Source organism: Desulfitobacterium dichloroeliminans LMG P-21439 (genome assembly GCF_000243135.2).
GTDB classification, from domain to species: domain Bacteria; phylum Bacillota; class Desulfitobacteriia; order Desulfitobacteriales; family Desulfitobacteriaceae; genus Desulfitobacterium; species Desulfitobacterium dichloroeliminans.
Genome location: NC_019903.1, coordinates 3,269,813 through 3,286,683, shown reverse-complemented (window position 1 = coordinate 3,286,683; position 16,871 = coordinate 3,269,813). Strand labels below are relative to the sequence as shown.

Here is a 16,871-nt window from a genome sequence, read left to right as displayed (position 1 = left end):
AAGTAGTAGACAACACTCCCTTTTTCATGCGATGGGTTCTACCGTAGATGCTGATTGAGCAGAGGATAGAGACCTTCAGCAGTTTCTTCATCCACCCAGCCCATGGCCCAAGGACCGACACCGGCTAGGCCAAACTCATTGATGACCCCCAGCTTGGCATTCCAACTGGTGAAATCATCGAAAAACACCGTATGCTCGACACCCTTATCGTCCGTATACTTAAAGGTTGGGGTACCGACAGGGTCTTTATCATTGTCCTTGGAGTAAGTGATCTCCGCACCATAAGCATCCGCAATCTCCAAGGCCTTAGAATAGCCAAAAGCGGTGGAATTATAAGTGGGATTGCCGTTCGTATCCTTCCCGGTGACCACCCAATCCCGTCCGTAGTAGGGCAGTCCCATCATGACCTTGCTCATATCCACCCCTTGATCTTTTACATAGGTAAGAACCTGTTTGATCCATGGATAAGGAGCGATCGCCCCCGGGGCGGAGGTTCGGTAATGATGGTCGTAGGTCATGACATGCATATAATCCACAGTATGAGAGAGTGCTTCATAATCGAAGGCATCCAGCCAATATTGACTGGAGGACATCCGCGGCATCACAGTCATTACTACAATTTTATTCATGGGCTTTAACTCGGCGTAAAGCGATTCCATAAAGCGAGTTAAGTCATTTCTCACCCCATCATAAGGGTCCTTAGCATCACCATAATCTAAAGGTGTCTCAAAATCGATGATCACCCCATCAGAACGGGTATCATTAAGCAATTTCACAATCTCGGCAATCAATTTTTCTTGAGCTGCGGGACTCTTCAGCAGAGTATTGATGGTGGCGCCGCTACCATTGATCAGAGGCAGAACCTTCATCCCTAGGCCATGAGCCATATTGGTGAGCTGACGATAATTGCTGGAGCCTTCCTCCCAAACCAGCTTCAAGGTTCCATCCGCACCGATGGAGGAGCGCCAGTTGGGGGAGACATAGTCCACATAATCCGTAGCTTGATTAGGGATCATCGAGAGTTGATTGAGATAGGTTTCGTATTTGGCATAACCATCCCAGTATTGCAGGGAAATCTTGGGATGCAGATTCCCCGTGCGAATAATGCTTTCCATACCGTAGCTAATCACTCCCCAGCCACCCAGCAGGGTAAAGTGCGATCCATCCCCTCGGCGTGCTCCCAGATAATCTAGGCTTTCTTCCTTAAGATCCTTTTGCGGGACCAAAACAATCGGGTTATTGTTCTTAGCGGCTAAGGCAGCTCCGGCCAAGGCATCCGGAAACTTTGTGCCCGTAGCGACATAAATAGCTTCATTATTAAAGCTTAACCCATTGAGGATTTCCAGATTCGTTCCATAGCGATCGGTTCCGGCTAAACGATCCACCCCAAAGCCCAATTCTTCCAACTGAACTTTTACCTCGGGAAGAATAACCCCTTCACCCCCGATTAGGGTCACTTCTTTGACTCCTAAGCTTTGCAAGGTTTCCAATGTCACCTCAGGGACCTTTTTCTTCTCGGTCAAAAGTAGAGGAATTCCTTGAGCAGCAGCATAAGAGGAGATGCTTAAAGCATCGGGGAAATCCGTGCCCAAAGCCAGGAAGGCCTTTTCAGTCTGGGGCACAGCAACCTTAGCGATTTCACTGGCTGTAATATAACGGTCCGTCCCTTCGAGACGCTCCACTTGCAATCCTTCATTAATCAGAGCATTTTCCACTTCTTCAGAGACAGCCCCCCGGCTCCCTAAGATGTAAACTGTCGATGCCCCTAAGCGCTGTATCTCATCTAATACTCCAGTGGTTAGCTGTTTAGTTTCTGTTAATAGCAAGGGAGCATTCACGCTCTTGGTCAGCACCACACCGGCCAAAGCATCGGGGAAATCATCCCCACGAGCCAAAACAACGGACTCAGCGTAATTCCATCCCCCTTGGGAAACTTGGATCGCCGTATCGTAGCGAGAGGTCCCCGCTAAGCGCAAAGGTTGAGTTATGGAAGTTTCCGCCTGAACCGCTTGAGGTGCCAAAGGCATCATCATTGGGCTTGTGAATAAAAGGGTGAATGCTGTCAAAACCACGACGGCGGTTTTTGTAGTTCTTTTCATTTTTCTCTCCTTTTTCGTTACACTTCAATACTAGGATGACCGACACTTAGGTCGCCCCTACATACGTACTTTACATAAGAACATAACTAGGAAGCACCCTTGATTTTAGACTACTACAGTCAATGAAATCTGACACGAATCTACATTTAACGGACAGTTCTCTGTCGTCTCTGCGAATACTTCGCTAAAAAGCAAAGAATCCCTTTACAAAAAAATAGGAAGAGCAAGAGTTAATAAATTTTTAACATATCTAAGAGGAAGAAAAGTGGACCCTAGTTAGTCTATTACTATATAAGGACTTGCAGTTCTCAGCAACCGCAAAGAGGCTGACATGACTACTACTTGCCTAGTAGATGGTCAAGATTCCCAAAAGGATTCAGTAATCTCTCGTCGAAACATGCAAAGTACCAAAAGTACCAAAAGTACCAAAAGTACCAAAAGTACCAAAAGTACCAAAAGTACCTAATGAACCAGGTGTTATCTAAACCACCAACTGTAACTATGGTTAATAATGATCAAGGAGGGTTTTCCGTGTGGTTACCACCGAAAAGATGGAGCGCTCTCCTCGCCGCTTCCTTTAGTCTTTGGCTATTAGGTCAAGCACCGGTTGGAGCAGCTCCCCTGACAGCAGAAGTCGATCGCCTCTACGGAGCAACGCGCATTGAGACAGCAATAATGATTTCCCAAGAAGGCTGGAGCGAAGCTCAGACCGTTCTCCTGGCCCGCGGGGATGCTTTCCCAGATTCCTTGGTCTCGGTCCCCCTTTCCAAGCGCTATGATGCACCCATTCTCCTGACTGGCTCGAAGGGTTTGGACCAAGAAGTTTTAGTGGAAATTCAACGGCTCAAGGCCAGTCATGTAATCCTACTGGGAGGGGCCGGGGTGATGGGAACACCGATTAGCGAGGCTCTAGAAACTGCCGGACTGACTTGGGAACGCATCGGTGGAGCGGACCGCTATGAGACCGCCGCACTGGTGGCCGATCACTTAGGAGGTAATGGCCAAGTGGTCCTCACCAGTGGCGAGAATTTCCCCGATGCCCTAGCTATCGGACCCTATGCCGGTATCACCGAGACCCCCATCCTGCTCACGAAAGCCCAAGAACTACCCACAATCACTCGGCATAGGCTAGAAGGGTTCGGCGCTTACCAGCTCAATGAAGAGGCTGAAGCCGTGACCCGGACCATCGTGGTCGGAGGAGAGGGAGTCATTGCCCCTACTATAGTAGAAGGATTAACCGGAATGACGCGACTGAGCGGCAAAGACCGCTATGCGACCGCTGCCCAAGCCTTTTTATTTACTCAAGAAGAGTTCGGGACGGACCCGGCTGACGCTTCTGGGGAGCAACGGGCTTTTCTCGTCACAGGCGAGAATTTCCCTGATGCTTTAGTCACCGGTGCCTTAGCCGTCAAGCAGAATGCCCACCTGTTTATGTCCAGTCACGCCGGACTACCGGCCATCACTTATTCCGCCATGGGCAATGCCACAGAGAATCAGCTCTTGGTTACGATGATCGGTGGGGAAGTTATACTCTCCGACCGTGTCAGAGGGATCGTCGCCGGAACCCTTCAGCCGCCCTATCTCTTAGCCGGCCTCACCGTGGTGGTGGACCCGGGGCATGGGGGAAAGGATGTGGGAGCGGTAGGGCCCAGTGGCTCCTATGAGAAGAACTCAACCCTCCCGGTGGGGTTAAATCTAACGAATCTACTCCGCCAAGCGGGAGCCAAAGTTGTGATGACCCGTACCGGGGATGTCCCGCCCTCCGGCTCAAGTTATGTAGAGTTAAAAGATTTACAAACTCGGGTCAAAATTGCGAATCAGATTCGTGCCGATGTTTACGTCTCTATACACAACGATGCTTTTTCCAATCCAGAAGCAGGGGGAGTGACGACTTATATTTCCGCGGGGAATCCCAGAGGTGAAGAAGGAAGAAAACTGGCTACAGCAGTTCAGCAAGAAGTGATCAAGCAAGTGGAGCTTCAGGACCGCAAAGTCAAGACGGCCAACTTTTATGTGATTAAGAACACCACCATGCCGGCCATTCTTGTAGAACTAGGCTTTATTTCAAACCCTCTAGAAGAGAAATTGATCATTAGTCCAGAATTCCAACAAAAAGCAGCTCTAGGGATCTATCGAGGCATTCTAATTTACCGGGGTTATTAGAAAAAACCCGAATTTATGGACAAAAGCATGGTAATTAAGAAAAAGTTAATAAAATAATTTACAAAAGGTATAGAAAAAACCTTGATTATTAGGTAAACTAATCTATGCAACTCGTAGGATTCGAATCTCCCAATATTTTCTTGCGAAAATTTCCGAGAGAATGCAGGAATATTGTTTTCCGCATCGAATAGTTATACGAGTGTAGAACCCGTTTAGGGTTTCTTCATTAACTTTGTCTAAAGGGTAAGCCACCCGAGAGGCGTAAGCCTCCTAGGGGGGACGCCCCCGTTAAGGGGTGGGATGCCTTTAGATATTGCGCAATGTCTAAAGATTTGCGGCTTATATTAAGGGGGTGAGTGACGACCACTGATCATCGCAGGTGAGAGGTACGGTACATAGGTTACTTTCTTAATTAAGAAAAACACAATGTGGCCGCGACTTCGGAAGACACAAAAACGTTACCACGTAAATGAGAGGAGAAATTCACTACATGAAAAAGACAAAAAAGGCTTTAGCCTCCTTAGCTATCGCCGGTATGGTACTGTCTATGGCTCCAGCAAGCGTCTTCGCAGCTACTACGACTGAACGCTTAGCAGGTGCCGACAGATACGAAACCTCGATTGCAATCGCAGAAAAAGCATATGCTTCTGCAGACACAGCTGTTGTTGCAGCTGGTAACCCCGCTAACCTCGTTGATGCTCTTGCTGCAGCTCCCTTAGCTGCTCAAGAAGATGCTCCTATTTATCTAACTGACAAAGCAGACATGAACAATAAGGTTGTTGATTCACTCAAAGACCTTGGCGTGAAAGATGTTATCGTTGTCGGTGCTGCTGCTAGCCAAGCTGTAGTTGACGAGCTAAAAGCTGCTGGCTTCAATGTTGAAGCTATCCAAGGCGCTAGCCGTGTAGAAACTGCTGCTAAAATCAACGCAAAATTAACTGCTCCTGCAGGAAACATTGTTGTTGGTTATAACGGCGTTGCTGATGCTATGTCCGTAGCTTCTTACGCTGCTGCTAACAACTATGCTATCGTTGTTGCTGACCGTGATGGTTCCGTACCTGCTGGTACTGAAGCCGATTACATCATCGGTGGACCTACACTCGTTAAGAACATCACTGGCGCTGACCGTCTCTACGGTGCTGATCGTTACGCAACTAACGCTGCTGTAATCGAAGCTCTTGATTTCGAATTCGGCAAAGTCTATGTTGGTAATGGAGCTACTCTGGCAGATGCTCTCGTAGGATCTGTTCTTGCTGCTCAAACCAACTCCCCAATCATCTTAACTGACGGAAAAACCGTTAAAGCTGATGTGTCTGCTGATTTAGCTGATGACAGCGTTATCGTTGCTCTTGGTGGCGCAGCTGTTGTTAGCAATGCAGCTCTTGATGCTGTTAAGAATGGTGCTCCTTCCACTGGAGAATTCAAAGTTGAAAGCGTGACTGCAGCTAGTGCTAGCACTTTCAAAGTTAAGTTTAGTAAGGCACCTGCTGATACTGCTAAGGTTACCTTCGAAGTGAAACAAGCTACTGCTCCTGTAACCGTATCGGTTTCTTGGAATGAAGCTAAAACAGAAGCTACTTTAGCTAAATCTTCTAATTTTGTAACAGGAACCTATACTGTTGCTGTGAAAAATGACGCAACTAGCTTAGGAACCAGTGAAGTTAAAGTAACAGAACAAAAAGTTGCTAAGATTGAAATTACCTCCACCAAACTAGGTGTTGTCAACACCTCAAGTGCTGGTATTACAACTCAAACAGGTTATGCAACCTACAAAATCGTTGACCAGTACGGTATTGATATTACCAATGCTGCTTTGGCAAACAATGTTCAGTTCCAATCTGGAGTAGGTGATGTAACCGGAAGAAAAGGATTACTGACAATTACTCCTACTACTGGCCTGAACCTCCTGACCTTCACAGGTGGAATTGTGATCACCGCTAACGACATGTCTTCTGGAGTTTCCACAAGTGCTACTTTGGCAGCTACCTCACAAATTGGAACCCTAAGCGATATTCAACTCACAAAGTTGACCAACGCTGACGGAAAAGAGCTAGTTGCTGGAAGCACTACTGATGTATTCTATGTAGACTATACTGCTAAAGACATCAGCGGTAATCTTACAAACAGCTATACCCTCTTGAAACAAGGCTTGATTCTCCAAACTGGAGATCTACTGACAACCTCTAGCCCATATGTAAAGGCTGAGCTTGTTCAAGATCCTAAAGATTCCTCCAAAGGTTTAATCAAAGTAACAACTACTTCTGCTTCGATTACACTTGATATGCCAGTTGTTATCACAGCGATGACTTGGACCGGAAAAACTTCTCAACTGAGCACAACCCTGAAGAAACAAGCTGAAGTTGATAAAATTACCTTGTTTGCACCTGCGGATGCAATTGCTTCTACAGAATCAAAAGTAATTCCATTTGCTGCTTACGATCAAAACGGAAAACAGCTTACCAAATGGACCGACTTAGTAGGAAGTGATATTGTTGGTGAGCAAATTGTAAAACTCACTGGCGCGTATTGGGTTAAAAATCTTGACGGAACCGCTTCAATCAAGAATGACCCAGTAACAAACAACAGCACAAGTACTATTCCGACAATTATCTCTGCAGTTACCAAAACTGGTAGCTTCAGTAGCCTTACCATTAACATTCAGAAACCTGTTAAAGCAGATGCTTTGAGTCTGGATTCCACAGTTCTGAAGAGCTTGATGCAAGCATCTTCTGCAACAACTCCAGGCGCAATCCAAACCATCGACTTTGGATATGATGCAGGTGGCTTTGAAGTCAAAGACCAATATGGCCGAGTCATTGATATGACTACAGCTGATAAAGCACAACCATACAAAGTTACGGCTTATTCTGACGCAACAAGTGTCATCACTGCTACAGGTGCGGCAACATCAGGTAAAACTGCAATCACAGTTAATGCGCTTGCTGCTGGAACTGCAACCGTACGTTTTGATCTGATTGACACAGCTGGCACAGTTGCTACAACTGATGATGTAGTGATCGATTCTAAAGCTCAAACCTTCACCGTACTTCAAGACAAAGATATTAAAGGTTACACTATCGATGCAGTAAGCAGCGCCCTCTACACAGTAAATGTGGATGGATCTGCGCTCACAGATCAAGAAAAAGCATATACTGCCAATCCTAAAGTCTATGGTACTACTACCTCCGGAGCAAAAGTTGTCTTAAGAGGTACTCCGGTACTTGGCGCTTCCGTTGATTCCTCTCGCTTCGTAGTATCTGCTGGAGCATCTGGTGGCAACTATAAGAGTGTCAAAGTTCTTGCCAACAAATTACCAGATACTACGACTGAAGCTACTGCTAACCTTAACGTAACCGTTCTTGGTGCAGATAATGCTGTTCACGCTCTAACTACAGCAATCAAGTCCACTAAAGAGAGCCCTGTAGCTAAGTCTATTGAATTCGCTTATGACACTTCTTTCGCTGGTGTTTCTTACGCTAGTGGTACCCTGACTGTCAAAGCTGGATCTCTTGTTGCTAATGGCTTAGTTGCTGGCAACTACCTCACTAAGTACGATACCACTGGAACTGCAACAGCTTCCGAAGTATACTTCTATGCTGTAGATCAATACGGTAAGAAGGGTATGGCATTTGACCGGATCGTATTGGTCGATGCTGGTACAACTGGAATGACTGTTGATGCTGATGGCAAAATTGGTGGTACTCTGAATGCTGGAACTGCTAAGATCAGTGCAGTTGTTGGCGGATTCGTTAAGACCGTCCAAATTAAGATCGTACCTTAAGTCATTGGATTCCAACTGAATTCTGTATAGCTCTTTGCTTGGTGACAACTAGGTGCTGAGCCAACACATAAAGGGATCGTTGCAAGATGGACCAAAATCCATTAAGCAGCGATCCCTTTTCTGTAAGAACGAATTACTGATTAAGACTATCGGACAAGCGGCATAGCCCTAACATTTGCAGGAAATAGTAAAAGAAGTTTAAAGTATATTTAGCTTGTCTTCTCTGATATAATATAACAGAAAGAAAGGATGAATCTGCGGAATTAAGGAGGAAAAGCGTGAAAGCAAGGGAACGTGTAAGTTATGCAGAATGGTACTATCTCATACCGCTTATATTCGTTGTTACTATTCTGCCATTAATCGTATATCTCAAGGTAATGCCCCTAACTGGAGCTAGTTACAATTATTGGCTTGGTACAACAGAGAATTATGATTTCTTCGCCTATTATAAAGGGATAGTTTTAATAATAATCTCACTAACGGCTCTAGCTGCGGTCGTAACCCGCTTCTTCCAATATGACAACAACCTTATTAATAAGGACCTAAAACCCATATACATAGCAACTGGGGTATATCTGCTGAGTATCCTTGGCTCAACGTTTTTTTCCTACTATCGAAGTGTAGCATTAACTGGCTTTCCCGATCGTTACGAGGGCTTATATGTTTTAGTAGCCTACTTAGTACTGTTTCTTACAACGACTACACTCGTTTCTAATGAGAAGCATGTCAAAATTGTTCTAGGTTCTCTGATGGTTGGTGCATTAACCATAGGACTAATTGGATTCTTCCAATATATTGGTTATGACCTCCTAAAGACTGATTTTGCTAAAGGCTTATTTCTACCTGAGCAATATATGAATATTGCCGAACAGTTAGCATTTCAGTTTGATAAATATACTGTTTATGCCACACTTTATCATTACAACTATGTGGGCAGTTATACGGCAATGCTCTTCCCCCTCTGTTTCGCCTTGGCAGTATTAGTGAAGGATAAGCGATTTAAGGCTTTTATGATCTTTATGTCAGTATTAATGGGAATTATCTGGCTAGGTAGTAATGCTCGCTCAGGTATTGTCGGGGGTGGATTGGCTTTACTTGTCTTTCTGTTTGCCATCAATAAAATCATTCGTAAATATTGGAAACAATTTACTGCAGGCCTGCTAGTAATTCTTGCCATTTTTATTGGTCTCAATCAAATATCCGGCGGTTTTGTAAGCGCACGGGTAGGTAGTCTATTCACAGATGTGAAAGTTTTGATGGGATTATCTGAAAATGTAGCTCCAGCTAGAGAAAGCATCCCCCTGAAAGATGTCATTGTAAATGGCACCCAAGGTACAGTGGTTACCGATACGGAAACATTGAACTTTATTTTTATGAGTGATGAGATTACGTTCACAGATGGCAACAATAAAGCCATAGAATCAAACTATGACATGAATAGTGGAAAGATAACCTTGGAAAATCAAGCATACCAAGATTATAGCTTGATTTATGGAGATACAGGTAAGAATGTTATCCTTAGAATAGATAAAGGATCGATAAGCCTTATTTTCGACCTTGATCCCGATCGCATAACATTGATTAATAATAAAGGTAATGAGGTCAGCTTAGAGCCAGTGGAAGCTTGGGGCTTTGAAGGTAATGAACGGCTTGGCTCCTCACGTGGATATATTTGGTCTAGATCACTGCCGCTTCTAAAAAACACTATCATCTTGGGTTATGGGCCGGATACCTTTGCTATTGCCTTTCCACAGCATGATATCTTTGGGAAGATGTATGCTTATTACGGAGATATGTGGCAGCTAGTTGACAAGCCTCATAATCAATATCTGCAAATTGCCATCAATACTGGAGTTGTTTCCTTACTTGCATTTCTTTTTCTCGTTGGTTTCTACCTCGTGAAGAGTTTCAGACTCTACGTGTCCAACCCCTTTGAGGATTTTCTATCCCAGGCAGGAGTAGGGGTCTTTGTCGCTATTATAGGCTATCTGGGAGCGGCAGTATTTAATGATAGTGTCGTTTCCGTGGCTCCAGTCTTTTGGTGTTTACTAGGACTAGGAGTAAGCATTAATCATATGCTTAATAAAAGGACAGCTAAACTGAAAAGTTAAGGAGGATAGTCAAATTGATGAATTGGAAGAAACATACTTCTTTGCCTGCTTTCATGTTAGTAAGCATAAGCATAAGTATATTTATATTAACCTTATCACAAAGCGTATTAGCCTCAACGACTACTTCACGGCTAGCGGGTGCTGATCGTTATCTTACAGCGATAGCCATTAGTCAAAGTGGCTGGCCGGAAGGGGCAGCAGAAGTCATTCTGACGACAGGGGAGAATTACCCGGATGCTTTAAGTGCAGCACCCTTAGCAGGTAAATATGATGCTCCTATCTTGTTGGTTAGCTTGAAGGGATTAAGTCCGGAAGCCCTCACTGAGCTAAAACGCTTGAATCCCAAAAAGGCTTATATCGTCGGCGGTACTGGAGTGATCCCTAACAGCGTAGATAGTCAACTCACAGCGAATGGAATCTCCAGTTCGCGTTTAGCGGGTAAAGATCGCTATGAAACAGCAATGGCAGTTGCCCGATCTGTAGGATTGAGCAAAGGAGTATTCTTTGTACCGGGCTTCAGCTTTGCTGATGCCTTATCTGCAGCGCCGATCGCTGCAGCCGAAGGAATGCCCATTGTTCCGGTGCCTGCAGATGATTTCACCAAGAGCCAAAAGGCCTATTTTAGTAAAGCTAAATTAGGCAGAGTAATTATCGTCGGAAGCAAAGCGGATATACCACAGAACATTCGGAGCCAGTTCACAGGGGCCGAGAATATCGAAGGTGTAGATGCTTACGTTCGGAATAGCGCCCTACTTAAGTATTTTGAAGTAAATATCAGAACGGAGAAGGCTTTTTTAGCTACCGGGCAGACTTATCCTGATGCCTTAGCAGCGGCCGCGCTTGCGCAGCAGGATTACAATCCTGTGGTTTTACTGAAGGGTAACGAGATTACTTCAGCGGTTCAAAGCTATTTTTCTACTAAAGTAATCAACCAAATCATGGTTCTCGGCGGAGAGAGAATTATCTCATCTACTACCGTGACTCGCTTAGCGAATCTGACTCCAACTATAACAGAAGTAGAAGATATTGATGTAAAAGTGCTGGAAAATCAGAGTTATGCGTTGCCCGTGTCAATTGCAGCAAAAACCAGTAAAGGAAACTTGGCTCAGGTTCCGGTTACTTGGAATCTAACGGACGTTTCCACGGATAAGGCTGGAACATACTACTATTCAGGTACAGTGAATGGCTACGATGGAACCATGCGCTTAGCACTGACTGTAGAGCCAGGAATTACAGGTGTAGATACTTTCCAGGCGGAAGTCATCCAAGGTGGTACCTATACCCTCCCGGAAACGGTCATCGTCACCAAGAGCGATAATAGCACGAGGGAGATGGCTATTAAATGGAGTTCCACACCAAACGTAACGATTCTTAATAAAATAGGCACCTATACTTTTCAAGGTGTTGTAGAAGGTACAAATCAAACTACTAACTTGAGTTTAAAAGTCTCAGTTGATAAAGCCATCGAATTTAAAGATAGTAGCTTTGAATGGGCAGTTAAGTTTTCTCTAGGCAAGCAATCTTCCGCGCAGCCCGTGTACCTAAGTGAAGTGTTAGAAATCACTAGCCTAGATCTGAAGGGTTATGGAATACGCGATCTTACCGGTCTGGATTCCTTCACGAATCTGCAAACTCTAGATATGAGCAACAATTTCCTGAAGAGTACAAATCTATCTCAGATTTCAAGGCTTACCAACCTCAAATCACTAGACCTTATGAATAATGATCTAGATCTAATCAGCTCATTAACCAGTCTGAAGAGCCTAACCCAACTAGATATCAGCCTTAATAAAATTAAAGACTTTTCCCCCATCAGAGATTTGACTCGCCTTACGTCCTTATCTATAAAGGGGAATGCGACCCAAGACTATAGCCCAACACGGCTGTATTATGACCAGCTAATCGAGAAGGATTTTGACCTCTAGATCTATTAGAAAGTGCCAATATGAAAGGGAGGAAATAATCATGAGAAAAAGAAGACTAACGTTGATTTTATGTATCGTATTGTCGATGCTGATTCTGCCTATGAATGCTTTGGCTGCGAGTAATCCCACAACTCCTACTGGCTTAAAGGCCACAGTGATTAGTTCTACCCAAATCAATTTGTCTTGGGACCCTGTGAACACAGCTACCCAGTATTACATCTATCAGGCCAATTCACCGTCGGGAACTTACACATACATAGGTGCAAGCAATGCCACCAGCTACGTGAATACGGCATTGAAGTCCAACACACCTTATTATTACAGAGTTCAGGCCCTAAACAGCAGCGGTGCTAGTGCATACTCAACTGAGGCTTGGGCGGTGACTCTTTCGGGGCCCTCTGGCTCAGGAAGCAATTTACCGATCTCAGACGAACGGATATCCGGAGCAGATCGTTACAAGACAGCCGTAGAAATCGCTAAAGTGGGGTGGAACACCTCCTACTATGCCATCATAGCTAGCGGGGAGAATTTCCCTGACGCTTTATGCGCAGCACCACTGGCCAAAAGATACAATGCACCAATTCTCCTCACCGCCAAGAATTCCTTGTCCACAGAAACGAAGAAACAACTGTTGGCTCTGAACGTGAAAAACGCTGTGATTATTGGCGGTACCGGTGTAGTCACAGAAAACGTAGCCAATACCATTAAGAACCTAGGAATCAGCGTATCCCGGCTTGCAGGAGCTGATCGCTATGAAACCTCATTGAAGGTTGCTAAAGAAATGGGCAACTTTGACCAAGCCGTCATTGCTTCAGGTCTTAATTATCAAGATGTCTTATCCATCGCGCCCATCGCTGCCGAGGCTGGCATGCCGATACTCTTGACTCCTAAGGACAGAGTCTCTAATGAACTTAAGAGGCTTTTGGATGAAAACACTGAGGACACTTATGTTTTGGGAGACACGGGGACCATCAGCAATAACGTCTATTTGCAGCTCCCTTCACCAGAACGCTTGACAGGGGCGAATTGGTACGAGCTGAATGTCAATATTCTGGAGGCATTTGAAAACCAATTAGATCTAAACACCATTTACCTAGCCACGGGGTCAGCTTACCCTGATGCGTTAGCCGGTTCAGTCTTGGCCTCTTTATCAGGCTCTCCCGTGATCTTAGTAAGTAATCCCCTGAAGCAAGCCACCCTTGATTTCCTCGAAGACTATAGTTCAGAGATCCGCAAGGTAGTGGCTTTTGGGGGAACAGGCGTTATATCTGAGAGTCTGCTTGATACCATAACTTCCAAGGTCGGAAAAGGCAATAATTATAATCAGACGACCACTAATTTATCAGCAACTCCCTTAAGCGCCAGCCAAGTCTATCTCACTTGGAACACAGTGAACAACGCTACCGCTTACAATGTTTTTAAATCTAACTCTTATTCCGGCAACTACGAGAGAATTGCTACCACTTCTACCCCTTATTATTCTGATGCTTTTCTGTCCACAGGAACTACCTATTATTATAAAGTTCAGGCCGTTTACAGTAACGAAACCGGTCCCTACTCGAATGTGGTTTATGCCACCACCCTTACTGTCAATAGTGCTCTGACCCAACCAACAAATGTCGCGGCAACAATCTTCAATGTTAATCAGATTAACTTAACCTGGGATACTGTCAGCAGTGCCGTCTACTATAATGTCTATCGATCAACCTCCCCTAATGGTACCTATACCAGTGTTGCCTCAGTTAACACTCCCTACTATTCGGACACGAACCTAACCGCAGGACTTACCTTTTATTATAAAATTCAAGCGGTCAACACTTCTTCCACTAGCCCTTACTCCGTCATTGTCCACGCCCAGACTTTGTTGGACAATAATACTCTTGCCATACCAGCCAACGTAACAGCGACTGCCCTCAGCCCAAGTCAGATCCAAGTGAAGTGGGATAGTGTTACTAATGCTACCTACTATAATGTGTATCGCTCTACGACCCTACAAGGAACCTATGAGCTGGTCGCATCAGTGGTAACTCCCTTCCACATTGAGACATCATTAGCTCCTGGAACGATGTACTTCTATAAGGTACAGCCGGGTAATACTGTGGGCGTAGGGAATTACTCAAATGTCGTTTATGTAGCCACTCAGTATAGTATTAGTAATATGGGAATACCTTCAAACATCAAGGTGACTCCACTAAGCGCGAGCCAGATCTTCTTGAATTGGGATACAGTGACTAATGCAACGTATTATAATATTTATAGAGCTACCACCAGTAATGGAACCTATAGCATAGTCGGTACCGTTAATACCCCGTACTTCTCGGATAATAGCCTTACGTCCAGACAGACCTATTATTATAAAGTTCAGGCCGGCAATACTACGACAACAGGTAGCCAATCCAGTACAGTATTCGGTACGACGAATTAGAGAATCGGAGTCATAGCAAAGGAGGAAGCTACTTGAAAAGAATGCTCGCAGCCATTCTGCTGGTCACGCTGATACTGGCAAGCACAACCCATATTGCACAGGCAGCTGAGGATACTTTGGATATTGAAAAAGCAGCCATAAGCTCGATCAAGAATTCCCAAATCCTTAAGACAAATGGCCTCAGGGTCGAGCAGATGGAAAGAAACTATGCCAATACAAAAGGACAAATGAGCCGACTCAAAGGACTCATACCCTTTATGCCTAATTCCTTTGAGTTGGTTAAGACCTATGTCTTAACGCCTAAGATTTTTGAAAATTACCTAATTCAACTTAACAATGGGCAAGCAGTCTTAACCAATGCCGTTCGTCTCTCAGCCTATAATGAATACATTACCTTACTCAAAGCAGACTATGCCCTGCAAACTCAAAGCGAGCTTATGAATTCTCTCTATGAGGACTTCAAGAAAGCTCGCCTTCAACAAGAACAGGGCATGATTACAGAATCTCAGCTAAGGTTAGCTGAGATCGCCTACGAACAAATCCGCTACAACTATCTCAGTGCCCAAAATAGTAAAGATTCGGCTTACATGGCTCTCAATAACATGATGGGTGAAGATATCTCTAAGCAATACGCTACTTTGCAGGATTATAACGTCATACCAGCGTCAGAAATCCAACCCCCTGAAGAATATATGGAGCAAGCTTTAGCCAATCGCGCGGAGGTCAGCAACGCTCAAAGTACACTGGACTTACTGGAAGAACAGTATCTCTATGGTAGTGCAGAAATTCCTACGGATTATGAGTTCTACAAGCAGCAACAAGAATATGAGATTGCAAACGCCCAGAACAATTTGGAGCTCGCTCGTATCAATGTTCAGCAAAACATTGCCGAGTTGTATACCGGCTTAGAAAGCTCTATGGAAAAGATGGAAGCTATGGGGTATCTCGCTCAGCAAGCTGAACAGAATTACCAAGCAGCCCAAATCCAATATGAGAATACTATGATCACTTTTATCGAACTGAATGACGCTAAAATGGCTAAAGCTCAAGCCGACATAAACTACAAAAACGCTGAACTAGATACATGGGTGATGCAAGTCATGATGGATCTGGCCTGTGGCGTAGGATTCCAACCAACGAACATGCAATAACTAGGTTACTAATTTGGAGGTGCCCATGTGAAAAAGAGACAACTTAAGATATTTACGCTGATCGTCACGCCTATCTTAGCTGGATCCATTGTCTTTACGACCAATCAATCATTAGCTTCTGATAGCCAGAACATTCCACCGGCCTCAGCAGAATCATCTCAATCCTCAAGTGCTACTGAGACACCCAAAAATACTGATGGAAATTCCGTCTTACGGCTCTCTCTCGAAGACGCTCTCAAATCCATCGAAACCGGAAATAGCACTTTACAGTTAACCGATAGCAAAATATTGATCTACGAAAAGCAATATCAGCAAGCCTTAGCCCGGCATAATGCCAATTACTCAGAAGTCGATGAAGACTCTGCCAAAGCGAGGAAGTTGAATCATAAGCGGACCCTCTGGACCTTAGAAAATGCCAAACACGATCGGGACACCCAATTAGAGAATCTAAAGGTTCTGATTACAAATCAGTATCAAAGCATCTTAGCACTTCAGCAACAGGAAGCGAATCTTAAGGTTCAATTGAAAAATGTAGATACCCTTATCAACCAGCTTAATTTACAAATTGATTTGGGAATGACAATCCAATCGCAGATATATTCATTAAACGCTCAAAGGAGTTCCTTGGAGGCAGGACTAAAAGCTACTCAGAATAGTGTCAAGAGTTCAATGATTGCCTTCAAACGAGATCTGGGTATCGATCTCAATCGAGAAGTAGTATTGACCTCTGATTTACTCACCTACGAGAAGTTTGATGATGCCAAGCTGGAAGAACAAATAGCAAAAGCAATTGAAAACGACTATGATAACCAGCGGTATGAGCAGGATATTGAACTCACTCAAATCGAGTACGACATCGCCTTTTACTACGATAACCCCTCCGCAGACCAGTTCCAAATTAGTGTTGAAGATAAGAAAGCCACTCTAGAAGCACTGCCTGTGACCAAGCAGGTTTCACTACGGACAGCCTATAATGACCTAAAGTCCCTGGAAAACTCCATCGAAGCAGCTAGACTTGCAGTGGAAGCCGATAAAATCAATATGGAAATTCTACAAAAGAAAATCGATGTAGGAGTTTCCAGTAGTATCGAGATTATCGAGATACAAAATAAGCTTCTCAATGATCAATATGCTCTGCTGCAGGATATCAATTCCTATATGGCAGCCAAGGCTAGCTTTACAAATAGTTTGGATAACTAGATTCAACAAGTATTAT

At 44.4% G+C, this 16,871-nt stretch carries 8 protein-coding genes; 7 read left to right on the top strand and 1 reads right to left on the bottom strand.

All coding sequences use genetic code 11. The annotated features are described in order from the left end of the window. Positions 1–38 precede the first annotated feature (38 nt). On the bottom strand, positions 39–2,099 hold the full coding sequence (locus DESDI_RS15620) for a cell wall-binding repeat-containing protein (protein ID WP_015263577.1): 2,061 nt from the start codon (positions 2,097–2,099) through the stop codon (positions 39–41). A 501-nt stretch (positions 2,100–2,600) separates the two neighbouring features. Between DESDI_RS15620 and DESDI_RS15615 the strand changes: the two genes are divergently transcribed. The 7 genes from DESDI_RS15615 to DESDI_RS15585 all read left to right on the top strand — a co-directional run bounded on the left by DESDI_RS15615 (position 2,601) and on the right by DESDI_RS15585 (position 16,855). Continuing rightward, positions 2,601–4,262: an N-acetylmuramoyl-L-alanine amidase gene (locus DESDI_RS15615; protein ID WP_083879880.1), complete on the top strand. Its 1,662-nt coding sequence runs from the start codon at positions 2,601–2,603 to the stop codon at positions 4,260–4,262. Between the two features lie 490 nt (positions 4,263–4,752). Further along, positions 4,753–8,043, top strand: coding sequence for a cell wall-binding repeat-containing protein (locus DESDI_RS15610; RefSeq protein ID WP_015263575.1), 3,291 nt, complete (start codon positions 4,753–4,755; stop codon positions 8,041–8,043). Between the two features lie 278 nt (positions 8,044–8,321). After that, positions 8,322–10,154 (top strand): O-antigen ligase family protein, encoded by a 1,833-nt coding sequence (locus tag DESDI_RS15605; RefSeq protein ID WP_015263574.1) that lies wholly within the window; start codon positions 8,322–8,324, stop codon positions 10,152–10,154. 17 nt (positions 10,155–10,171) lie between these two features. Beyond that, positions 10,172–12,079: a cell wall-binding repeat-containing protein gene (locus DESDI_RS15600; RefSeq protein WP_015263573.1), complete on the top strand. Its 1,908-nt coding sequence runs from the start codon at positions 10,172–10,174 to the stop codon at positions 12,077–12,079. 40 nt (positions 12,080–12,119) lie between these two features. Further along, on the top strand, positions 12,120–14,504 hold the full coding sequence (locus tag DESDI_RS15595; protein WP_015263572.1) for a cell wall-binding repeat-containing protein: 2,385 nt from the start codon (positions 12,120–12,122) through the stop codon (positions 14,502–14,504). 41 nt (positions 14,505–14,545) lie between these two features. Then, positions 14,546–15,655 carry a TolC family protein gene (locus DESDI_RS15590; RefSeq protein WP_242825484.1) on the top strand — a complete coding sequence of 370 codons (1,110 nt, stop codon included), beginning with the start codon at positions 14,546–14,548 and terminating at the stop codon, positions 15,653–15,655. Between the two features lie 27 nt (positions 15,656–15,682). Further along, positions 15,683–16,855 (top strand): TolC family protein, encoded by a 1,173-nt coding sequence (locus tag DESDI_RS15585; protein ID WP_015263570.1) that lies wholly within the window; start codon positions 15,683–15,685, stop codon positions 16,853–16,855. Positions 16,856–16,871: the final 16 nt, after the last annotated feature.